The 22,988-nt window shown below is 63.2% G+C and carries 18 protein-coding genes; 15 read left to right on the plus strand and 3 right to left on the minus strand.

The features are described 5' to 3' along the window. The first annotated feature begins 47 nt into the window (after positions 1-47). Positions 48-497, plus strand: a complete 450-nt coding sequence (locus IB234_RS11135) for an Hsp20 family protein (protein WP_192317456.1) — start codon at positions 48-50, stop codon at positions 495-497. A gap of 49 nt (positions 498-546) precedes the next feature. On the opposite strand, the gene IB234_RS11140 is transcribed toward IB234_RS11135, so the two are convergent. Together IB234_RS11140 and IB234_RS11145 are read right to left on the minus strand one after the other, a co-directional pair. Further along, positions 547-3,462, minus strand: a complete 2,916-nt coding sequence (locus tag IB234_RS11140) for an EAL domain-containing protein (RefSeq protein WP_192317458.1) — start codon at positions 3,460-3,462, stop codon at positions 547-549. Positions 3,463-3,577: 115 nt separating this feature from the next. Next, the gene (locus IB234_RS11145; RefSeq protein ID WP_192317460.1) at positions 3,578-4,456 is read right to left on the minus strand and encodes a LysR family transcriptional regulator; all 879 of its coding nucleotides are present in this window, start codon (positions 4,454-4,456) and stop codon (positions 3,578-3,580) included. A 175-nt stretch (positions 4,457-4,631) separates the two neighbouring features. Here IB234_RS11145 and leuC point away from each other — a divergent pair, with 175 nt between their 5' ends. The 14 genes from leuC to IB234_RS11215 all read left to right on the plus strand — a co-directional run bounded on the left by leuC (position 4,632) and on the right by IB234_RS11215 (position 20,982). Beyond that, positions 4,632-6,059, plus strand: a complete 1,428-nt coding sequence (leuC, locus tag IB234_RS11150) for a 3-isopropylmalate dehydratase large subunit (protein ID WP_192317462.1) — start codon at positions 4,632-4,634, stop codon at positions 6,057-6,059. Positions 6,060-6,070: 11 nt separating this feature from the next. Next, the gene (gene leuD / locus IB234_RS11155) at positions 6,071-6,718 is read left to right on the plus strand and encodes a 3-isopropylmalate dehydratase small subunit (RefSeq protein WP_192317464.1); all 648 of its coding nucleotides are present in this window, start codon (positions 6,071-6,073) and stop codon (positions 6,716-6,718) included. A 14-nt stretch (positions 6,719-6,732) separates the two neighbouring features. Beyond that, positions 6,733-7,815, plus strand: coding sequence for a 3-isopropylmalate dehydrogenase (gene leuB, locus IB234_RS11160; protein WP_192317466.1), 1,083 nt, complete (start codon positions 6,733-6,735; stop codon positions 7,813-7,815). Positions 7,816-7,872: 57 nt separating this feature from the next. Beyond that, on the plus strand, positions 7,873-8,985 hold the full coding sequence (asd, locus tag IB234_RS11165) for an aspartate-semialdehyde dehydrogenase (protein ID WP_192317468.1): 1,113 nt from the start codon (positions 7,873-7,875) through the stop codon (positions 8,983-8,985). Between the two features lie 113 nt (positions 8,986-9,098). Next, positions 9,099-10,103: an aspartate-semialdehyde dehydrogenase gene (locus IB234_RS11170; protein ID WP_192317470.1), complete on the plus strand. Its 1,005-nt coding sequence runs from the start codon at positions 9,099-9,101 to the stop codon at positions 10,101-10,103. Between the two features lie 154 nt (positions 10,104-10,257). After that, positions 10,258-13,122 carry a FimV family protein gene (locus IB234_RS11175; protein ID WP_192317473.1) on the plus strand — a complete coding sequence of 955 codons (2,865 nt, stop codon included), beginning with the start codon at positions 10,258-10,260 and terminating at the stop codon, positions 13,120-13,122. A 3-nt stretch (positions 13,123-13,125) separates the two neighbouring features. Continuing rightward, complete coding sequence (gene truA, locus IB234_RS11180; protein ID WP_192317475.1) at positions 13,126-13,983, plus strand: tRNA pseudouridine(38-40) synthase TruA; 858 nt, start codon at positions 13,126-13,128, stop codon at positions 13,981-13,983. Between the two features lie 56 nt (positions 13,984-14,039). Beyond that, a complete protein-coding gene (locus IB234_RS11185) occupies positions 14,040-14,660 on the plus strand; it encodes a phosphoribosylanthranilate isomerase (RefSeq protein ID WP_192317477.1) in 621 nt (206 codons plus the stop codon). 131 nt (positions 14,661-14,791) lie between these two features. Beyond that, positions 14,792-15,667 carry an acetyl-CoA carboxylase, carboxyltransferase subunit beta gene (gene accD / locus IB234_RS11190; protein WP_192317479.1) on the plus strand — a complete coding sequence of 292 codons (876 nt, stop codon included), beginning with the start codon at positions 14,792-14,794 and terminating at the stop codon, positions 15,665-15,667. Further along, positions 15,664-16,962: a bifunctional tetrahydrofolate synthase/dihydrofolate synthase gene (gene folC, locus IB234_RS11195; protein WP_192317481.1), complete on the plus strand. Its 1,299-nt coding sequence runs from the start codon at positions 15,664-15,666 to the stop codon at positions 16,960-16,962. The genes accD and folC overlap by 4 nt, the downstream gene beginning before the upstream one ends. Next, entirely contained in the window at positions 16,946-17,560 is a 615-nt protein-coding gene (locus IB234_RS11200; RefSeq protein ID WP_192317483.1) for an SPOR domain-containing protein, read from the plus strand. The genes folC and IB234_RS11200 overlap by 17 nt, the downstream gene beginning before the upstream one ends. A gap of 92 nt (positions 17,561-17,652) precedes the next feature. After that, a complete protein-coding gene (locus IB234_RS11205; RefSeq protein WP_192317486.1) occupies positions 17,653-18,207 on the plus strand; it encodes a CvpA family protein in 555 nt (184 codons plus the stop codon). Positions 18,208-18,250: 43 nt separating this feature from the next. Next, positions 18,251-19,756 carry an amidophosphoribosyltransferase gene (purF, locus tag IB234_RS11210; RefSeq protein ID WP_192317489.1) on the plus strand — a complete coding sequence of 502 codons (1,506 nt, stop codon included), beginning with the start codon at positions 18,251-18,253 and terminating at the stop codon, positions 19,754-19,756. A 14-nt stretch (positions 19,757-19,770) separates the two neighbouring features. Further along, positions 19,771-20,982, plus strand: coding sequence for an O-succinylhomoserine sulfhydrylase (locus tag IB234_RS11215; RefSeq protein WP_192317491.1), 1,212 nt, complete (start codon positions 19,771-19,773; stop codon positions 20,980-20,982). Positions 20,983-21,030: 48 nt separating this feature from the next. On the opposite strand, the gene gspD is transcribed toward IB234_RS11215, so the two are convergent. Continuing rightward, complete coding sequence (gspD, locus tag IB234_RS11220; RefSeq protein ID WP_192317494.1) at positions 21,031-22,986, minus strand: type II secretion system secretin GspD; 1,956 nt, start codon at positions 22,984-22,986, stop codon at positions 21,031-21,033. Between the last annotated feature and the right edge of the window lie 2 nt (positions 22,987-22,988).

Genomic DNA, 22,988 nt, shown 5'->3' on the forward strand with positions numbered 1-22,988 from the left:
GTCGGGTCCCGCGCTTAAACACTTGCTGATTATTCAGGAGACGCAACATGAGCAACGTACTTTCTCTGGCCCCGCTGTTCCGCCAGTCCGTCGGTTTCGACCGTTTCAACGACCTGTTCGAGTCGGCGCTGCGTAGCAGCGAGAGCGGCAGTTCTTACCCGCCCTACAACGTCGAGAAGCATGGCGATGACCAGTACCGCATCGTAGTCGCGGCGGCCGGCTTCCGTGACGACGATCTCGAACTGCAGGTCGAGCGCGGCGTGCTGACCGTCACCGGCGGCAAGCGCGAACGTGCCACCGAGAGCGTCAGCTACCTGCACCAAGGCATCGCTCAGCGCGGCTTCAAGCTGTCGTTCCGCCTGGCTGACCATATCGAGGTCAAGTCGGCGGGGCTGGCTCATGGTCTGCTGAATATCGACCTGGTGCGCATCGTGCCGGAAGAGGCCAAGCCCAAGCGCATCCCCATCGGCGGCGAGAAGCCGGCGCTGGAGGGATGACCGGCAGGTAGAGGAAAGAGAAGGGCACCTGCGGGTGCCCTTCTGCGTTTCAGGGGCGGCGGTTTGCTAGCAGCAGGTTGTGGAAGTCCAGCAACGGCACCGGCTTGCTGAACAGGTAGCCCTGATATTGATGGCAGCCCTGCTGCAGCAGGAATTCCAACTGGTCCTGCTGCTCCACGCCTTCGGCGATCACATCCAGACTGAGGCTGCGGGCCATGGCGATGATGGCCCGGACGATCTCGGCGTCGTTGGGGTCGTTGGTGGCATCGCGGACGAACGACTGGTCGATCTTCAGCACGTCCACCGGCAGGCGCTTGAGATAGGTCAGCGAGCTGTAGCCAGTGCCGAAGTCGTCCATGGCGAAGCTCAGGCCGAGCTTCTTCAGGCGGCGCATCTTGGCAATGGTGTCGTCCAGGTTGTGGATGACGATGCCCTCGGTGATTTCCAGCTTGAGCATGCTGGGCGGTAGCTGGCTCTGCTGCAGGCAGCGTTCGACCCGTTCGACGAAGTCGTTCTGGCGGAACTGCCGGGGGCTGATGTTGACGCACAGCTGGAAGCTGTTCCGGTTGACCAGGCCGTCGCGCAGCAGGCGGGCCGTGGCGTGGCAGGCTTCGTTGATGACCCAGGCGCCGGCCTCGAGGATCAGCCCGCTTTCTTCCAGAACCTGGATGAACTGCGCTGGCGATTGCGGACCGAGGGTCGGGTGGCTCCAGCGCAGCAAGGCTTCACAGCCAATCACGCTGCCATCGCGGGCGTCCACCTGGGGCTGGAAATACAGCTCGAATTCCCCGCGGGCCAAGGCCAGGCGCAGGTCGCTCTCCAGGCGCAGGCGCTCGCTGGCGGCGTCCTGCATCGCTTTGCGGAAGATCTGGATGGTGTTGCGGCCGGAGTCCTTGGCCCGGTACAGGGCAATGTCGGCGCGCTTGAGCAGGTCGGTTGGGTTGTCGCCATGGTCCGGCAGCAGGGCGATGCCGATGCTGGGCGTCACCTGCAGGCGATGGCCGTCCAGTAGCATCGGTTCGGCCAGCAGGCCGCGCAACTTTTCCGCCACCTGGCGGACTTGACGGTTGACCTCGGTACGGCTGCCTTCGAGGCCGGATATCAGTACCACGAACTCGTCGCCACCCAGGCGTGCCACGGTATCTTCCAGGCGCACGCTGGCTTCCAGTCGCGCGGTGACCATCTTCAGCACGGCGTCGCCGACCGGGTGGCCGAGCGAGTCGTTGATGTGCTTGAAGTGGTCGAGGTCGAGGAACAGCAAGGCGCCATGCAGGTTGTGGCGTTTGAGCAAGGCGATCTGCTGGGTCAGTCGATCCATCAGCAGGGCACGGTTGGGCAGGTTGGTCAGCGGGTCGTGGTAGGCCAGGTGGCGGACCTGTGCCTGCGCCTCCTTCAGTTCGCTGATGTCGCGGGCGTTGAGTAGCAGGCAGGGCATGTTGTTGAGCTCGATCGGCTCCACCGAGACTTCTACCAGCTTGATGCTGCCGTCGCGGTGCTGGCCATGCATCTCCAGGTGGTAGGCGCGGCCTTCGTTAAGCACCAGTTCGACCATGCGCGCGCGCTCTTCCGGGTAGGCCCAGACGTTCAGCTCGAATGCGCTGTGACCGATGACTTCGTCGGGGCGGTAGCCCGTGAGGCGGCAGAAGCCCTCGTTGACCTCGATGTAGCGGCCGCTGTCACGCTCGGTGATGGTGATGGCATCGGGACTGGAGTGGAACGCCTTGGCGAACTTCTCCTGGCTGGCCTTGAGCGCGGCCTCGGCGGCCTGGCGCTCGGTGATGTCGCGGAAGGTGGTGGTGATGCATAACTGGCGGTCGACACGGATGAAGCGGCTGGAGACCACACAGCTCAATTCGCGGCCGCTTTGGGTGCGGAAGCGGGCCACCTCGTTGCTCAGGTTCTGTTCCTGGCTGAGCTTGGCGAACAGCTGGGTGCGCTGACTCTCATCGACCCAGAAGCCCAGTTCCGGTGCGCTGCGGCCAACGATCTCCTGCGGTTGCCAGCCGAAAGTCTGGCAGAAGCTCGGATTGACTTCGATGAAGGCGCCGTCGCGCACTCGTGACACGCAGATCGGTTCCGGGCTGGCCTGGAACAGGGTGACGAACTTCTCCTCGGAAGAGGCCAGGCGCTGCTCGCGCTGCACGCGCTCGGTGATGTCCATGAGGATGCCGGCCATGCGCAGCGGCTCGCCATGGTTGTCGCGGTAGAGCTTGGCGGTGCTCTCCAGGTAGCGCATGTCGCCGTTTTCCAGGCGCGTGCGGTAGGTCACCTGGTATTCGCGCTGCACGCCGTTCACCGCGTCCCGGTAAGCCTTGCGCATGATACTGCGGTCCGCTTCCGGCACGTGCTGGAAGAAGTGGGCGAACTCGCCGTGATAGGGCTCGGGTGGCAGGCCATGAAGGCTGGCGGCGCGCTCCGAGCCGTAGAGCATGTTGCTGGGGATGTGCCAGTCCCAGGTGCCTAGATTGGCCGACTCCAGGGCCAGGGTCAGGCGCTCGCGACTGTCGCGCAGGGCCTGCTCCTGCTCCTGCTGCTCGGTGATGTCGCGGATCACGCCAAATACCTGGGTGCGTCCGTTGGCGTCGAGCTGTGGGCGGCCGCTGATCTCCAGCCAGTGCAGGCTGCCGTCGGGCCAGCGAATGCGGTGGCGCATCGCCTCGACAATCGGTTTGCCCTCGAGTACCTGTTGGAACAGGCGCTGAACCATTGCCCGGTCTTCTTCGGGGATCAGTTCGATGTAGTCGACCCGCTGCTCCAGAGGATTATTCGGGTCCAGGCCGAACAGCGCCTGGGCGCCTCGGGACCAGTTGACCTTGCCGCTTTCTATCTCCCAATACCAGGTGCCCAGGTGCGCACCGTTGAGCGCGGCGAGCAGGCGTGGGGTGTCCTGCCAGGCTTTTTCAAAGTCGGCGGGGTCCAGCGCGGGGATGAAGGGGAAGGGCGGCTGCTTAGGAGGTTTGGACATCGTGTTCTCGTCCGGCACTCGGCACGTCAGGGCCGCCTGGTGGAAAGGGGCGTGGTAGAGACATGCGAGCGTCTTTTCTTATCGTTATGTCCCCACGTTAGCCGTTGATCCGGCTTCAAGGCAAGCAGCGATGCTCGTCGAGTAGGGCCATGAACGCTTTGGCCGCGTTGGATAGGGTTCGTTCCTTGTGCAGGATGTAGCCGAGCCGGCGCTGCAGTTGCAGGCCGGGCAGTGGCAGGCGCACGACCTGCTCGTCGAGCATGGTGCGCGGAAGCACGCTCCAGGCCAGGCCAATGGACACCATCATCTTGATCGTCTCCAGGTAGTTGGTGCTCATGCCGATGTTGGGCGTCAGTCCTTGGCTCTCGAACAGGCGCCGGACGATGTGGTGGGTGAAGGTGTTATCGCCGGGAAATACCGCCGGGTGCAAGGCCACATCGGAGAGGGTGACTGCATCGTTGCGTGCCAGTGGGTGCTCGGGGGCGGCAACGAAGTCCAGTGGGTCGTCCCACACCGGCACCGCATGCACCGGCTCGCGGGTCTCCGGGGCCAGGGTGATCACTGCCAGCTCGGCGCGGCCATGGAGAATCTCCTCGTAGGCGACCTCGGAATCGAGGAACTGGATGTCCAGCGCCACCTGCGGGTAGGCACGGGTGAAGGCGCGCAACAGCGGCGGCAAACGGTGCAGGCCGATATGGTGGCTGGTGGCCAGGGTCAGGCGGCCAGTGACCTCACCATTGAGGTTGGTCAAGGCGCGGCGGGTATCGTCCAGTACATTGAGAATCTGGTAGGCGCGCGGCAGCAGGGCGCGGCCGGCCTCGGTCAGGCTCACTTCACGGCCCAGGCGGTCGAACAGGCGTACATCGAGTTGCTGTTCCAGGCCGGCGATGCGCTTGCTTACGGCGGGCTGCGTCAGGTGCAAGCGCTCGGCAGCTTCGGAGAAGCTGCCAGCTTCGGCGATGGCAATGAAGGCATTGAGATTGGCCAGGTCCACGGTTGCTCCGGCAATGAACTGTTTTCGCCGGTTATAGCTGATCTCATTCCAGGCAGGAATGGTTTGAATAAAAAATATGAATTGGAGTTATTCGAGCCGAATCCCTAGGATCGCCACATCAGCAGAAGGGTTATAAGCCCTCGTACCGCACATGACCCTGATGAGGACATAGCAGATGGCCGGCAAGACGCTCTACGACAAGCTGTGGGAAATGCACGAGGTGAAGCGCCGCGACGATGGTTCGTCGCTGATCTACATCGACCGCCACATCCTTCACGAAGTGACCTCGCCCCAGGCTTTCGAAGGTCTGCGCCTGGCCAATCGCCAGCCGTGGCGCATTGACGCCAACATCGCCACGCCGGACCACAATGTGCCGACCACCAAGGCCGAGCGCCAGGGCGGCCTGGAGTCGATCGCCGATGAAGTGTCGCGCATCCAGGTGCAGACCCTCGATGAGAACTGCGATGATTTCGGCATTCTCGAGTTCAAGATGAACGACGTGCGCCAGGGCATCGTCCACGTGGTCGGCCCGGAGCAGGGCGCCACCCTGCCGGGCATGACCGTGGTCTGCGGCGACTCGCACACTTCCACCCATGGTGCCTTCGGCGCCCTGGCCCACGGCATCGGCACCTCCGAGGTCGAGCACGTGCTCGCCACCCAGTGCCTGGTGGCCAAGAAGATGAAGAACATGCAGGTGCGCGTCGAAGGCACGTTGCCGCTGGGCGTCACCGCCAAGGACATCGTGCTCGCCGTGATCGGCAAGATCGGCACCGCTGGCGGTAACGGCCATGCCCTGGAGTTCGCCGGCAGCGCGATTCGCGAACTGTCGCTGGAAGGGCGTATGACCATCTGCAATATGTCGATCGAGGCCGGTGCCCGCGTGGGCATGGTGGCGGTGGACGAGAAGACCATCGACTACGTCAAGGGTCGTCCGTTCTCGCCGCAGGGCGAGCAGTGGGATCTGGCCGTGGCGCAGTGGCGCGATCTGGTGTCGGACGCTGATGCGTACTTCGACACTATCGTCGAGTTGCGTGCCGAGGACATCAAACCGCAGGTCAGTTGGGGCACTTCGCCGGAGATGGTCCTGGCCGTCGACCAGAACGTGCCGGACCCTGCCGTTGAGGCCGACCCGGTCAAGCGTGACTCCATCGTGCGCGCCCTCAAGTACATGGGCCTGACCGCCAACCAGGCGATCACCGATATCCAGTTGGACCGTGTGTTCATCGGCTCCTGCACCAACTCGCGCATCGAAGACCTGCGCGCCGCCGCCGAAGTGGCCAAGGGCCGCAAGGTAGCCGCCACCGTCAAGCAGGCGATGGTCGTGCCGGGCTCCGGCCTGGTCAAGGCGCAGGCCGAGGCCGAAGGCCTGGACAAGATCTTCCTTGCTGCCGGTTTCGAATGGCGTGAGCCGGGTTGCTCCATGTGCCTGGCGATGAACCCGGACAAACTGGGCAATGGCGAGCATTGCGCCTCGACCTCCAACCGCAACTTCGAAGGCCGCCAGGGCGCCGGTGGGCGTACCCATCTGGTCAGCCCGGCCATGGCTGCCGCTGCCGCGGTGACCGGTCGCTTTATCGATGTGCGCGAACTGATGCAGGCCTGAGGAGCTAGACGATGAAAGCTTTTACCCAACACACCGGCCTGGTTTGCCCACTCGATCGTGCCAACGTCGACACCGATCAGATCATTCCCAAGCAGTTCCTCAAGTCGATCAAGCGCAGCGGCTTCGGTCCCAACCTGTTCGACGAGTGGCGCTACCTGGACGTGGGCCAGCCCAATCAGGACAACTCCAAGCGTCCTGTGAACCAGGACTTCGTCCTCAACTTCCCGCGCTACCAGGGCGCCAGCGTGTTACTGGCTCGCGAGAACTTCGGCTGCGGCTCCTCCCGCGAGCACGCGCCGTGGGCGCTGGAAGAGTACGGCTTCCGTACCATCATCGCGCCGAGCTACGCCGACATCTTCTTCAACAACAGCTTCAAGAACGGCCTGTTGCCGATCATCCTCGCCGACGCCGAAGTCGACGAGCTGTTCCTGCAGGCCGAGGTCACCGAGGGCTACCAGCTGACTGTCGACTTGGCCGCGCAGACCGTGACCCGTCCGGACGGCAAGCAGTACCGCTTTGAGGTCGACGCCTTCCGCAAGCACTGCCTGCTCAATGGCCTGGATGATATTGGCCTGACCTTGCAGGACCAGGATGCGATCAAAGCCTTCGAAGGCAAACACCAGCAGAGCAGCCCCTGGCTGTTCGGCGCGATCAAGTGATTTAAGGATTGAGCATGAGCAAGCAGATTCTGATTTTCCCCGGCGACGGTATCGGTCCGGAAATCATGGCCGAGGCGGTCAAGGTGCTGAACCTGGCCAACGACAAGTACAGCCTCGGTTTCGAGCTGAGCTTCGATGACCTGGGTGGCGCCGCCATCGACCGTTACGGCGTGCCGCTGGCTGACGAGACCCTGGATCGCGCGCGCGCTGCCGATGCCGTGCTGCTTGGCGCCGTTGGTGGTCCGAAGTGGGACACCATCGATCCGGCCATCCGTCCGGAGCGCGGTCTGCTGAAGATCCGCTCGCAGCTGGGCCTGTTCGGCAACCTGCGTCCGGCCATCCTCTACCCGCAACTGGCCGAGGCCTCCAGCCTCAAGCCGGAAGTGGTGTCGGGCCTGGACATTCTTATCGTGCGTGAACTGACCGGTGGCATCTACTTCGGCCAGCCGCGCGAGAGCAAGGTGCTGGAGAACGGTGAGCGCATGGCCTACGACACCCTGCCGTACAGCGAGAGCGAAATCCGCCGTATCGCCCGGGTCGGTTTCGACATGGCCCGCGTGCGCGGCAAGAAGCTGTGCTCGGTGGACAAGGCCAACGTGCTGGCCTCCAGCCAGCTGTGGCGCGCCGTGGTCGAGGAAGTGGCCAAGGACTATCCGGACGTCGAACTCAGCCACATGTACGTCGACAACGCCGCCATGCAGCTGGTGCGTGCGCCCAAGCAGTTCGATGTGATGGTCACCGACAATATGTTCGGCGACATCCTCTCGGACGAAGCTTCGATGCTCACCGGCTCCATCGGCATGCTGCCGTCGGCCTCGCTGGATGCCAATAACAAAGGTATGTACGAGCCGTGCCACGGTTCGGCACCGGATATTGCCGGCAAAGGCATTGCCAACCCGCTGGCGACCATCCTCTCGGTATCAATGATGCTGCGTTACACCTTCAATCAGGCTGCGGCAGCCGATGCCATCGAACTGGCGGTGAGCAAGGTGTTGGATCAGGGGCTGCGCACCGGCGACATCTGGTCGGAAGGCAAGACCAAGGTCGGTACCGCTGCCATGGGCGATGCGGTAGTCGAGGCGCTGCGTAGTCTGTAATCTTTCCGGCCCCGTCCAGCTATCAGGGCGGAGCCGCTTATAGAGGTGTGAGTCGTTATGAAACGTGTAGGTCTGATCGGTTGGCGCGGTATGGTCGGTTCCGTGCTCATGCAGCGCATGCTGGAAGAGCGTGACTTCGACCTGATCGAGCCGGTGTTCTTCACCACTTCCAACGTTGGTGGTCAAGGCCCGGCGATTGGCAAGGACGTCGCTCCGCTGAAGGATGCCTACAGCATCGACGAGCTGAAGACCCTCGACGTGATCCTGACCTGCCAGGGCGGCGACTACACCAGCGAAGTCTTCCCCAAGCTGCGCGAGGCCGGCTGGAATGGCTACTGGATCGATGCAGCCTCCAGCCTGCGCATGGCCGATGACTCGGTGATCGTGCTGGACCCGGTCAACCGCAAGGTGATCGACCAGTCGCTGGACGCCGGTACCAAGAACTACATCGGCGGCAACTGCACCGTCAGCCTGATGCTGATGGCTCTGGGCGGCCTGTACGAAGCTGGTCTGGTCGAGTGGATGAGCGCCATGACCTACCAGGCGGCCTCCGGTGCTGGCGCGCAGAACATGCGCGAGCTGATCAAGCAGATGGGCGCGATCAACGCCTCCGTCGCTGATGAGCTGGCCGACCCGGCCAGTGCCATCCTCGATATCGACCGCAAGGTCGCCGATGCCATGCGCGGCGAGTCTTTCCCGGTCGATAACTTCGGTGTGCCGCTTGCCGGCAGCCTGATCCCCTACATCGACAAGGAACTGCCCAACGGCCAGAGCCGCGAAGAGTGGAAGGGCCAGGCCGAGACCAACAAGATCCTCGGCCGCTTCAAGAACCCGATCCCGGTGGACGGCCTGTGCGTGCGCATCGGCGCCATGCGCTGCCACAGCCAGGCACTGACCATCAAGCTGAACAAGGACGTGCCGATGGCCGACATCGAGGGCCTGATCAGTCAGCACAACCCTTGGGTCAAGCTGGTGCCGAATACCCGCGAAGCCAGCATTCGCGACCTCGGCCCGACTGCCGTTACCGGCACCCTGAGCGTACCTGTCGGCCGTCTTCGCAAGCTCAACATGGGCACCCAGTACCTTGGCGCCTTCACCGTTGGCGATCAACTGCTGTGGGGCGCGGCCGAGCCGCTGCGGCGCATGCTGCGCATCCTGCTGGAGCGTTGATACGCTCGTGATGAAGAAGGCCGGCTTATACCGGCCTTTTTTGTTTCTGTGGTCAGCCCTGGCGTCGCCGGGTAGAGTGCCGCCCATTCGCGTTTTCTGTTCAGGATCGTCTGATGTCCAAATCCCTCGCTATTGCCGTGATCGGCGCCACCGGTACTGTCGGCGAAGCTCTGGTGCAATTGCTGGAAGAGCGTGATTTTCCTGTCGCCAGCTTGCATGTGCTGGCCGGCAGCGATTCTGCTGGTCAGGCCGTGGCTTTCCGCGGCAAGAATCTGCGCGTGCGCGAGCTGGCTGATTTTGATTTTTCCCAGGTACAGCTGGCGTTCTTTGCCGCGGGTGAGGAGGTTGGTCGCCAGTACGGTGCCAAGGCGCATGCGGCGGGCTGCTCCGTGATCGATCTGAGCGGTGGTCTTGAGCAGGCGTTGCCAGTGGTGCCTGAGGCCAATGCAGAATGTTTGGCTGGGCTGCGTGCTCCATATCGGCTGGCCAGTCCGACTCCGGTAGCTACTGCATTGGCGGCGGTGCTTGCACCGCTGCGCGCCGCTCTGGGGTTGCGCAAGGTTACCCTGACTGCGGTGATGGCCGTATCCAGTCTGGGGCGTGCCGGGGTCAGCGAACTGGCTCGGCAGACCACCGAGCTCCTCAATTTGCGGCCGCTGGAGCCGCAGCTGTTTGATCGCCAGGTGGCATTCAACGTGCTGGCCCGGGTCGGTGGGGTAGAGGAGAGTGGTCACGCCGTCCTGGAGCGAAGAGTCTCCGGCGAGGTGAAGCGGGTGCTGGCTGTCGAGGGTTTGAAGGTGGCAGTGACCTGTTCGGTGGCGCCGGTGTTCTTCGGTGATAGCTTGGCTGTGTGTCTGGAAACTGCGGGGGCTGTCGATGTGGCTGCCGTCGCCGAGTTGCTGGCGCAGCAGCCTGGCATCGAGCTGGTGGAGCAGGGTGATTATCCGACTGTTGTCGGAGATGCGGTCGGTCAGGATGAGCTGTATGTTGGGCGCCTGCGCGCGGGCCTGGACGACCCGGCCGAGCTCAATTTGTGGATTGCGTCAGATAATGTGCGAAAAGGATCTGCGCTCAACGCTGTGCAAATTGGCGAGCTGTTGATAAAACACTATCTGTAAAAGATACTTAGCCCCAAATTTGAAGAATTATTCTAGCTTGGCAATACTGGTTTGGTAGTTTCGCTGACGGGGAGCCGGCGCAAGCGGGTGCAGGCAGCGAGCTTCAGAATCGTCTCGTTTGACGAGAAAAAAAGATAAAACAAGGGATTACGCTATGGTTCGGGTTCGCAAACTGGTGCTGGCAATTGCGGCTGCTTCTGCGCTGACCTCGGGTACTGCCCATGCGCTGGGGCTTGGTGAAATCGACCTGCAGTCCTCGCTGAGTCAGCCGTTGGTGGCAGAGATCGAGCTGCTGGAAGTGCGTGATCTATCTCAGGCCGAGGTGATGCCTAGCCTCGCGTCTCCGGATGAGTTCAGCAAGGCAGGCGTCGATCGTCAGTATTTCCTGACCGATCTCAAGTTTACGCCGGTGATCAAGCCCAACGGTAGAAGCGTGATTCGCATCACCTCGACCAAGCCGGTACGTGAACCCTACGTCAATTTCCTCGTGGAAGTGCTCTGGCCCAACGGCCGCCTGCTACGCGAGTACACCCTGCTACTCGATCCGCCGACTTATTCGCCGACACCCGCCGTAGCCGTTGCACCACGCCTGCCGGTGGCCGCCGCTCCGGCTCCTCGCCCGCAAGCCTCTGTGCCGACACCGCGCCCGGTCACGCCCGCCGCAGCTGCTCCGGCCCGTCCGGCAGCTCCGGCGGCACCTGCTCCTACAGCTGCTCCGGCTGCCGCTAGCAAGATCGACGGCGACCAGTACAAGACCACTTCCAATGACACCCTGTGGGAAATCGCCCAGCGCAGCCGTCAGGGTGGTTCTGTGCACCAGGCCATGCTGGCCATCCAGGATCTCAATCCGGATGCCTTCCTCGGTGGCAACATCAACCGTCTGAAGAGTGGCCAGGTGCTGCGTCTGCCGACCGACGCACAGGTCAAGAGCCGTAGCCAGGGTGAAGCGCTGGCCCAGGTTACCGAACAAAACAATGCCTGGCGTGAAGGCCGCAGTGTTGCTTCCAGTAGCGCTCGCCAGCTGGATGCCACCAAGCGTGATAGCGCGGGTGCTGCCCCATCCAAGGCTGAGGCCAAGGACAGTCTCAAGCTGGTCGCTGCCGAGAGTGGCAAGTCCACCAGCGGTAGCGACAAGGGTAAAGGCGACAGCAAGGCGCTCAACGATCAACTGGCTGTGACCAAGGAAAGCCTGGACTCCAGCCGTCGCGAGAGCGAAGAGCTGAAGAGTCGGCTGGCCGATCTGCAGAGCCAACTGGACAAGGCGCAGCGCCTAGTCGAGCTGAAGGACAATCAACTGGCGAAGCTCCAGGCTGATTTGGCCCAACAGAGTAGTGCAGCTGCCGCGCCAGCTCAGCCGGTTACACCTCCACCCGCTACTCCCGAGCAGCCGCAATCCGCAGCTCCGGCTGCGCCTGTTGTGGAACCAAAACCTGCCGAGGTGCCGACTGAAAAAGCCGAGCCGGTAGAGAATAAGCCGGCGGATGCGGTTCCGGCTGAGAAACCTGCTGAACCTGACTTCAACTACGAGGACTCGGCCCCAAAGACCGAGCCGGCTGATCCCGCTGCACAGGCACCTGCCCCTCAGCCGGAGCAGCCGGCGGCCGCCCCTCAACCCGTAACACCTCCAGTGGCGCCCAAGCCAGTCGCTCCAGTGGTCAAGGAGCCCGAGCCGCAAGGCATGCTCGACCAACTGATGGCAAACCCCATGCTTCTTGGGGCTGTCGGTGGCGGCGCGTTACTGGTCCTGTTGCTGGGGCTGATGGTGTTGTCGCGCCGGAACGCGATGAAAGAGGCTGAGTTGCAGAGCAGCCTCGCATCCGAGCATGAAGACTCTCCTTTCGCTAGCGAAGCCGACCTGCCTGATGACAGCTTCGCGGGCCTGGATGACTCCCCTGCGTCCGTCGCGGATGACCAGTTCGAAGAGCGTGTTGCACCGCAGACTGCTGATGCTCTCGGCGAGGCGGATATCTACATTGCATACGGCAAGTTCACTCAGGCTGCCGAGTTGCTGCAGAATGCCATCAACGACGAGCCGCAGCGCAGTGATCTGCGCCTGAAACTGATGGAGGTCTATGCCGAGCTGGGTGACCGTGACGGATTTGCCCGTCAGGAGCAGGAGCTTCGCGAAATCGGTGGCTCTGCGAGTGCTCTCGATCAGTTGAAGGCACGTTACCCTGCGATGGCCTTGGCTGCCGCTGCAGCGGCCAGTAGCGTTGCGGCTTCGGATGAGCTGGACGAGTTCAGTCTGGATGACCTGACGTTGGATGAGCCTGCTGGCAAGTCGGATGCCGCGTCGGGTCTCGATGATTCGTTCGATCTGAGTCTGGACGATCTGGACGTCAGTCTCGACGAGCCAGTCGCACCCGCAGCTCCGGTGACCGAAGCCACGCTGGATGATCTGGAGCTCGACGCCGATCTGAGCTTCGATGCCCCGGTAGCACCTGCAGCCTCCACTGCCGGCAGCGATATGGACTTCGATCTTGACCTGGGCGGTGACAATTCTAGCGATGGCCTCTCTCTGGGTGATGATCTGGCCGACTTCGGCCTGGATCTGGATGCCGATAGCAAGTCGGCGGCAGTTGCCGAAGATGATTTCATGCTGAGTCTGGATGACGAGCCGATCGTTTCCGGTGCTCCAGGTGCCGAATCTGGTCTGGACATGCCCGCCGACTTCGACCTGTCTCTGGCTGATGAGACCCCTGCGGCTCCGGCCGAAGACAGCTTTGCTGCCCAGTTGGATGAGGTTTCCGCCGAACTGGATGAGCTGAGCAGTGGCCTCTCTGATGAGCTCTCGGTGACACAGCCGGAAACCGCCGCTGTCGCGACAGGACTGGATGTGGACGACGACTTCGATTTTCTCTCGGGTACCGATGAGACAGCCACCAAGCTTGACCTGGCGCGTGCCTACATCGACATGGGCGACAGCGAAGGCGCCCGTGACATTCTCGACGAAGTGATCGCCGAGGGTAGCGAAGGTCAGCAGCAGGAAGCTCGCGATCTGATCTCCAAACTGAGCTGATCCATGTTTGAAGCAATACCAACAGGGGCGGCCGAAATGGCCGCCCCTGGCGTTTTCAGAATCGCCTTTGGCGTGGAATACAAGGGCACTCGTTACCGTGGTTGGCAGCGTCAGGACAATGGCGTGCCTACGGTGCAGGAGTCGTTGGAGAAGGCGCTGTCTCAGGTCGCAGACGAGCCGATCGGCCTCATGTGCGCCGGGCGCACCGATGCAGGCGTGCATGCCAGCGGTCAGGTGGCTCATTTCGACACCCGTGCCGATCGCCCGCTCAAGGCTTGGGTGATGGGTGCCAATGCCAATCTGCCCGCCGATATCAGCGTGACTTGGGCCCGGGTCATGCCGGCGCATTTCCACTCGCGCTTCAAGGCCTGTGCTCGACGCTACCGTTATGTGATCTACAACGACCATATCCGCCCTGCGCATATGGCCCAGGAGGTCACCTGGAATCACCGGCCGCTGGACGTGGCGCGGATGCGTGAGGCGGCGCGGCTATTGGTTGGCACCCATGACTTCACCTCGTTTCGTGCGGTGCAGTGCCAGGCCAAGTCGCCGGTGAAGACTGTGCACCACCTGGAGGTGATCGAGCATGGCCGCTTCATCGTCATCGATGTGCGTGCCAATGCTTTTCTGCACCATATGGTGCGCAACTTTGCCGGCGTGCTGATGACCATTGGCGCTGGCGAGCGCGATCCGTCCTGGGTGAGTGAAGCGCTGGAGGCGCGTGATCGGCGTGCCGGTGGCGTGACGGCCCATCCCTATGGCTTGTATCTGGTGGGTGTGGAATATCCCGAGGAATTCGAGCTGCCGGAGCGTTATCTGGGGCCGCATTTCCTTTCCTCGCTGCCTGAAAGCTTCGGCTGAAACTGCTCGGCGGCTTTGCTACCATCGGTTTTTCGTTCTTAGAAGGCGTCGGCACGTTGACAGCTGTTCGCGTCAAAATCTGCGGAATTACTCGAGTCGAGGACGCGTTGGCTGCTGCGGTAGCCGGTGCGGATGCCATCGGCTTGGTGTTCTATGCCAAGAGTCCGCGCGTGGTTAGCGTCGAGCAGGCGCAGGCGATCATTGCGGCGCTACCACCGTTCGTGACCACGGTTGGCCTGTTCGTTGATATCGAACGTGCCGAGCTGCAGCGGATTCTCGCTAGCGTGCCGCTGGATTTGCTGCAGTTCCACGGTGATGAGTCCGCAGAGCAGTGCGAAGGCTTCAATCGTCCCTATATCAAGGCCTTGCGAGTCAAGGCTGGTGATGACATCGCTGCCCAGGTGGATCGCTATCCGGGCGCCAAAGGCATTCTGCTGGATACCTACGTCGAGGGCGTGCCCGGTGGAACCGGTGAGGCCTTCGACTGGTCACTGGTGCCTGAGGGGTTGAGCAAGCCCGTGATCCTGGCTGGTGGCCTGCATCCGGATAACGTCGCACTGGCAGTAGAGCAGGTGCGCCCCTACGCGGTGGACGTCAGCGGTGGAGTAGAGGCGAGCAAGGGCATCAAGGATGCGCAAAAGATCGGGGCATTCATTCGTGCGGCGCGTGGTGGTTGATGTGACGGCGGGCAGGTACCTGCCGTCCATAAACCATTGTGCCCCGGCCGAGGTGCGACATTCGTCGCCTGTGGCCTGAATCAGAGTTTGCCTGGGTCGCCCAAGACCCCGAACAGCTACGGAGAGTAAGCATGAGCAACTGGTTGAGAGAAAAGCTGATCCCTTCGATCATGCGTTCCGAGGTCAAGAAGAGCTCGGTACCCGAAGGGCTCTGGCACAAGTGCCCATCCTGCGATGCCGTGCTCTACCGTCCAGAACTGGAAAAGACCCTCGACGTCTGCCCCAAATGCAACCACCACATGCGCATTGACGCGCGCGCACGCCTGGACCTGTTCCTCGATGCCGAGGGACGCGAGGAACTGGGTGCCGAGCTGGAGCCGGTGGATCGCCTGAAATTCCGCGATAGCAAAAAGTACAAGGATCGTCTCGCCGGAGCCCAGAAGGAAACCGGGGAGAAAGACGCGCTGGTTTCCATGAGTGGCAAGCTGCAGGGCATGCCCGTGGTGGCCTGTGCCTTCGAGTTCAGCTTCATGGGCGGCTCGATGGGCGCCATCGTCGGTGAGCGCTTCGTGCGTGCCGCCAATGCCGCGCTGGAGCAGCGCTGCCCGCTGGTGTGCTTCGCTGCCTCGGGTGGTGCGCGTATGCAGGAGGCGTTGATTTCCCTGATGCAGATGGCCAAGACCAGCGCCGTGCTGGCACGCCTCCGCGAGGAGGGCTTGCCCTTCATTTCCGTGCTGACCGATCCGGTATACGGAGGCGTTTCCGCCAGTCTGGCCATGCTCGGTGACGTGATCGTCGCCGAGCCGCGTGCGCTGATCGGCTTCGCCGGCCCGCGGGTGATCGAGCAGACTGTTCGTGAGAAGCTGCCGGAAGGCTTCCAGCGCAGCGAGTTCCTGCTGGAGCATGGTGCCATCGACATGATTATCCACCGCAATGATCTGCGCCCGCGCCTGGCCCGCCTGCTGGCACAGTTGCAGCATCTGCCGACTCCCGCGGCCACTGCATGAGCCGATCCCTCGCCGACTGGCTGAGCTATCTGGAGCAACTGCATCCCAGCGCCATCGACATGGGCCTGGAGCGCAGTCGCGAGGTGGCTCGCCGGCTCGGCCTGGGCAAGCCGGCGCCGCTGGTGATCACCGTCACCGGTACCAACGGCAAGGGCTCCACTTGCGCCTTCCTGGCCTCTTTGCTGCGTGAGCAGGGGCTGAAGGTCGGAGTCTATAGTTCGCCCCATCTGCTGCGTTACAACGAGCGCGTTCAGCTCGAGGGGCGCGACGCCGACGACGCCGAGCTGTGCGAAGCCTTCGCGGCGGTCGAGGCTGGGCGTGGCGAGATTTCTCTGACCTATTTCGAGATGGGCACCTTGGCGGCCTTCTGGCTGTTCGAGCGCGAAGCGCTGGATGCCGTGGTGCTTGAAGTCGGCCTGGGTGGACGGTTGGACGCGGTCAATCTGATCGACGCCGACCTGGCGCTGGTCACCAGCATTGGTCTCGACCATGCCGACTGGCTCGGTGATACCCGTGAATCCGTAGCTTTTGAGAAGGCCGGCATCCTGCGCGAGGGCAGGCCTGCTTTCTGTGGCGACCTGGATCCACCGCTACCGCTGTTGCAGCGGGTGGCAGAGCTGGATTGCCCGTTGTTCCTGCGCGGGCGCGATTACGACCTGATCGTGAGCGAAGAGGGCTGGTACTGGCGTGGCCTGACACTCGATGGCCGCGTGATTGAGCTGGACGGTTTGCCGTTGCTGGATCTGCCTATGGAAAATGCCGCTTTGGCTCTGCAGGCCTATGCGGTGCTTGGCATGCCCTGGGAGTTCGAGCGTCTGGCCGCTGCGCTGCAGCGTACCCGTGTGACCGGCCGCCTGGATGTTCGCCGTGTGAGCTGGCGGGGCCGGGATGTCACGCTGCTGCTGGACGTTGGCCATAACCCGCATGCGGCCGAGTATCTGGCGTCGCGTCTTACTGCCAGGCCGCTTAACGGCAGGCGCCTGGCGGTATTCGGTCTACTATCCGACAAGGATTTGGACGGTGTGCTGGCGCCGCTGCAGATGGATGTGCAGAGTTGGGCAGTGGCACCGCTGGACTGTCCGCGTAGCCGTCCGGCTGGTGAGCTGGAGGCCGCGTTGCGCAACCTGGGCGCGGATGTGCATGCCTGCGCCAGCGTGGCCGAGGCATTGCTGGTACAGTGTGGCCACGCGGGCGAGGACGACGAGATCCTCGTGTTCGGATCTTTCTATTGCGTGGCCGAAGCTCTGGAGTGGCTCGGTCAACAGGCGGAGGCAGGCAATGGCAGTGCTGGATAAGGGGCTCAAGCAGAGGATTATCGGCGCATTGGTGCTGGTGGCGCTGGCGGTGATCTTCCTGCCGATGCTGTTTTCCCGCGAGGACGAGCTACGCCAGGTGAGCGTTGATGCTCCGTCTATGCCGGAAAAACCGATCATGCCTGAAGTGGCGCTGGAACCGGTGGTGGTGCCCGAGCCGGTAGCCGAGGATGAGGTGCCCCCGGTTGAACCGGTGCCGCAGACGCCCACCGAGCCGATTGCCGCGCCGACCCAGCCAGTCGTCGAGCCGCAAGCTCAGGCCCAAGCCAAGCCGCCGGCGGCAACTCCCGCGCCGACCCAAGCCGCCACGAAGCCGGTCAGTGGCCTGGATGCCAACAATCTACCCGTCAGTTGGTCGGTTCAGTTGGCCAGTCTGTCCAGCCGAGCGGGCGCGGAGAAGCTCCAGCAGACCCTGCGCAGCGGTGGCTACAACGCCTATATTCGCAGCTTCGACGGGATGAACCGGGTGTTCGTCGGTCCGGTGATCGAACGCGCCGAGGCCGACCGCCTGCGTGATCTGCTCAACCGCCAGCAGAACCTCAAAGGGTTCGTGGTGCGTTTCCAGCCGGAAAACGGCTGATTTCTTCTATCACAGCCATATAGCGTGCCTGGCTTACCCGGCCGGGCACGCTCTGCTAGAATTCGCCGCCTTTCCCGTCTGCAGGCAACAACGTGGCATTCACTTGGGTCGATTGGGCGATCATTGCCGTTATCGCCATTTCCAGCTTGATCAGCCTGCGCCGTGGCTTCTTCAAGGAAGCGCTGTCGCTGCTGACCTGGATCATCGCCGGTGTGGTCGCCTGGATGTTCGGCGGCGCCCTGTCGCAGCACCTGACGGGTTTCATCGAGACGCCGTCGATGCGTGTCATCGCGGCCTGCGCCATTCTGTTCGTCGTGACCCTGCTGGTTGGGGCGCTGATCAATTTCCTCATCGGTGAGCTGATCCGGGTAACCGGCCTGTCAGGTACCGATCGTTTTCTCGGCATGGTCTTTGGCGCGGCGCGCGGGGCCTTGCTGGTGGTGGTGCTGGTGGGGCTGGTGAGCCTGGCACCGGTACAACAGGATCAGTGGTGGGAGCAGTCGACCCTGCTGCCGCATTTCCTGATGGTGGCGGACTGGTCGAAGAACCTGATTCTGAGTCTGACCAGCCAGTGGCTCGCCAGCGGCATCACGCAGACGCCCGAGCTTCCGTCCTACGAGGGTCTCTTGCAGCCTAAACTGCCGTAAGAGCCTGGAACTAGCCTGATTCACTACACAGAGGTTGCGTCACATGTGCGGCATCGTCGGTATTGTCGGTAAGTCCAACGTCAATCAGTCCCTGTACGACGCTCTTACCGTGCTCCAGCATCGCGGCCAGGACGCTGCCGGCATCGTCACCAGCCACGGCGGGCGTCTGTTCCTGCGCAAGGACAACGGCCTGGTGCGCGATGTCTTCCAGCAACGCCACATGCAGCGCCTGGTGGGCCACGTCGGCATCGGCCACGTGCGCTACCCCACCGCCGGCAGCTCCAGCTCCGCCGAAGCGCAGCCGTTCTACGTCAACTCGCCGTACGGCATCACCCTGGCGCACAACGGTAACCTGACCAACGTCGAGCAGCTGTCGCGCGAGATCTACGAGTCCGACCTGCGCCACGTGAACACCAATTCCGACTCGGAAGTGCTGCTCAACGTCTTCGCCCATGAACTGGCGGTGCGTAACAAGCTGCAGCCCACCGAGGAGGACGTGTTCGCTGCTGTCGCTGGCGTGCATGCCCGTTGCCGTGGTGGCTACGCGGTGGTGGCGATGATCACCGGCTACGGCGTGGTTGGCTTCCGCGACCCGCATGCGATCCGCCCGATTGTCTTCGGCCAGCGTCACACCGACGAAGGCGTGGAATACATGATCGCCTCCGAGAGCGTCGCCCTCGACGTGCTTGGCTTCAGCCTGATCCGCGACCTGGCCCCGGGCGAGGCGGTGTACATCACCGAAGATGGCAAGCTGCATACCCGCCAGTGCGCACCGAACCCGCAGTACTCGCCGTGCATCTTCGAGCACGTCTACCTGGCCCGCCCAGACTCGCTGATGGATGGCGTGTCGGTGTACAAGGCACGTCTGCGCATGGGCGAGAAGCTGGCCGAGAAGATCCAGCGCGAGCGTCCGGACCACGACATCGACGTGGTCATCCCGATTCCAGATACCAGCCGCACTTCTGCTCTGGAGCTGGCCAACCACCTGGGCGTGAAGTTCCGCGAAGGCTTCGTCAAGAACCGCTACATCGGCCGTACCTTCATCATGCCCGGCCAGGCGGCGCGCAAGAAGTCCGTGCGGCAGAAGCTCAATGCCATCGAGCTGGAGTTCCGTGGCAAGAACGTGATGTTGGTGGATGACTCCATCGTGCGCGGCACCACCTGCAAGCAGATCATCCAGATGGCCCGCGAAGCCGGTGCCAAGAACGTCTACTTCTGCTCGGCGGCCCCGGCAGTGCGCTACCCGAACGTGTACGGCATCGACATGCCCAGCGCCCATGAGCTGATCGCCCATGGTCGCAGCACCGAGGAAGTAGCCGAGCTGATCGGTGCCGACTGGCTGATCTACCAGGATCTGGACGATCTGAAAGAAGCGGTGGGCGGCGGCAAGATCAAGATCGAGCACTTCGATTGCGCGGTGTTCGACGGCCAGTACGTGACCGGCGACGTCAACGAGCACTATCTGAACAAGATCGAGCAGGCGCGCAACGATGCCGCCAAGGCGGGCAGCCCGACTGTCAGCGCCATCATCGATCTGCACAACGACTGAGCAGGGGAGCGGCCATGAGCCAGGATTGGGAAGCAGGCAGACTGGACAGCGACCTCGAAGGGGTCGGCTTCGACACCCTGGCGGTACGTGCTGGCCAACACCGTACGCCGGAAGGGGAACATGGCGAGGCCATGTTCCTCACCTCCAGCTACGTGTTCCGCAGTGCCGCCGACGCCGCCGCGCGCTTCGCCGGCGAGGTGCCGGGCAACGTCTACTCGCGCTACACCAACCCGACCGTGCGTGCCTTCGAGGAGCGCATAGCCGCGCTGGAAGGTGCCGAGCAGGCGGTTGCCACCGCGTCCGGCATGGCGGCGATCCTGGCCATCGTCATGAGTCAGTGCAGCGCCGGCGACCACGTGCTGGTGTCGCGCAGCGTATTCGGCTCGACCATCAGCCTGTTCGAGAAGTACCTGAAACGCTTCGGCATCGAGGTGGATTACCCGCCGCTGGCCGACCTGAGCGCCTGGGAAGCGGCCTTCAAGCCCAATACCAAGCTGCTGTTCGTCGAGTCGCCATCCAATCCGCTGGCCGAGCTGGTCGACATCGCTGCCCTGGCAGAGATCGCCCATGCCCGCAAGGCGCTGCTGGTGGTGGATAACTGCTTCTGCACCCCGGCCCTGCAGCAACCGCTGAAGCTGGGTGCCGACATCATCATGCACTCGGCCACCAAGTACATCGACGGCCAGGGCCGCGGCCTCGGTGGCGTGGTCGCCGGGCGCAAGGCCGAGATGGAGGCTGTGGTGGGCTTCCTGCGCACGGCCGGGCCGACTCTCAGCCCGTTCAACGCCTGGATGTTCCTCAAGGGCCTGGAGACCCTGCGCGTGCGTATGCAGGCCCACAGCGCCAGTGCCTTGCAGTTGGCTCAGTGGCTGGAGACCCAGCCGGGTATCGACAAGGTCTACTACGCCGGCCTGCCCAGCCATCCGCAGCACGAGCTGGCCAAGCGTCAGCAGAGCGCCTTTGGTGCGGTCGTCAGCTTCGAGGTCAAGGGTGGCAAGGACGCAGCGTGGCGCTTCATCGACGCGACCCGGGTGATCTCGATCACCACCAACCTGGGTGACACCAAGACCACCATCGCCCATCCGGCGACCACTTCCCATGGCCGCCTGTCGCCACAGGAGCGGGCCAATGCCGGTATCCGCGACAACCTGATCCGCGTCGCGGTGGGTCTGGAGGACGTGGCTGATCTCAAGATGGACCTGGCCCGCGGGCTGGCCGCGCTCTGAAACGAAAACGCCGCTCATCGAGCGGCGTTTTTCATTCTCGGGTCGTTATCAATCCGCGTCGCGCAGATCGATGGCCGCCGCCCCGGGCTTGTCGAACAGGCGCACAGCATCGCCCGGCAGCATGGTTCTGCCTTCCTCGTCCACGCCCAGTACGCTGATATCGCGGTATTTCTTGCCGGAGAGCGTGGCCATGCCAGCACGGTCGCGAACCACGGTCGGGCGCAGGAATACCATCAGGTTGCGCTTGATATGGGTGTCCTTGGTCGAGCGGAACAGCCGGCCGACCAAGGGGATATCACCCAGCAACGGTACCTTGGAGTCGGTACTGGTGACGTCGTCCTGAATGAGGCCGCCGAGCACGATCACCTGGCCGTCGTCGGCGAGGATTACACTCTTGATCGAGCGCTTGTTGGTCACCAGGTCCACCGCCTGGGAGTTGACTCCGGTGCTGGGGGCGATCGAGGAGATCTCCTGCTCCACCTCCAGACGCAGGGTAGCGCCGTCGTTGATGTGCGGAGTGACCTTGAGGGTCACGCCGATGTCCTCGCGCTCGATGGTGGTGAAGGGGTTGTTCGCCCCCGAGGCGTCGGTGGTGTAGGAGCCCGTCTGGAAGGGTACGTTCTGGCCCACCAGAATCTCGGCCTGCTGGTTGTCCAGGGTCAGCAGGCTTGGCGTCGACAGCAGATTGCTCTTGCTGTTGGCGGAGAGCGCGGTGATCAGCGCGCCGAAGCTGTCGGTACCGATGCCGATGATTGCACCATCGGGCAGGGTCACGTTGTCCGGGATCTTGTCTTCCTGGATGGCGCGCAGGACGGTGCCGACCGACAGCCCGGTGTTGCCGAAGTTGACGCCGCCGAGGCCGCCGGTGCTGCCACGAGCATCGACCGCCCACTGCACGCCGAGGGCATCGCTGATGTCGCCGGAGATCTCGACGATGGCCGCCTCGACCATCACCTGGGCTCGTGGCACGTCGAGATTGCGGACGATCTCCTCCAGCGTCGCCACCGTATCCGGGTCGGCCAGCAGGACCAGAGCATTGAGGCTTTCGTCGGCGCGGATAAGGATGTTCTGCGGTTTGCTGCTTTTGGTTTCACTGCCGCCTTCCGCCGTCTTGAGCCCCTCGGAAATATCGCCGAGCGTTTCGGCCAGGCTCTTGGCGTCGCTGTGGCGCAAGCGGATTACCCGTGCATTGGCCGAGCGGGTGCTGGGGATGTCCAGTGAGCGGGCCAGGTTGGCCAGGCGCTGGCGTGCGGCGGGCGGGCCGAGCAGGATCAGGCGGTTGGTACGGGCATCGGCGATGACTCGGGTGCCGGCGCCATCCTTGCGCTCGTTGCGCATCACCGCGCTGTTCAGTGCTTCGGCGGCGTCCAGTACCCAGGCGTGTTGCAGGTTGATCACGTTATAGTCGCCGCCTCCCTGGGCGTCGAGCTGGTTGATCAGCTCGCGGATACGCTCGATGTTGGCGCGGCGGTCGCTGATGATCAGGGCGTTGGACGCGGACACGGCGGCCAGGTGGCCGTTTTGCGGTACTAGCGGGCGGATCAGCGGAATCAGCTCGTTGACCGAGGTGTGTTGCACCTGGATCAGCTCGGTCTGCACGTCGTCCGGGGCGTTGCGGCTGCTGTTGGCGCCGCTGCGCGCATCGGTGATTGGCACGATGCGGGCCTGGTCGCCCTGAGCTAGCACACTGAAGCCGTGGGTGCTCATCACCGAGAGAAACAGCTGGTAGACCTCCTCCAGGCTCAGCGGCGTCTTGGATATCACCGTGACCTGGCCCTTGACGCGCGGATCGACCACGAAGGTCTCGCCGGAGATATCCGCCACCTGATCGATGAAGTCGCGGATGTCTGCATCCTTCATGTTGATGGTCCAGGTTTCCGCACCCTGGGTGGTGGCTACCGGCTCGGCAGCCATGGCCGGAGGGAGCGGGGCGCCCAGGCAGCTCGCGGCCAGCAGCAGGGCGAGAGACAGGCGTTTCTGCGACATGCGTTTGAAGTCGGTCATGG

The organism is Pseudomonas sp. PDM16 (assembly GCF_014851865.1).
Lineage (GTDB): Bacteria > Pseudomonadota > Gammaproteobacteria > Pseudomonadales > Pseudomonadaceae > Aquipseudomonas.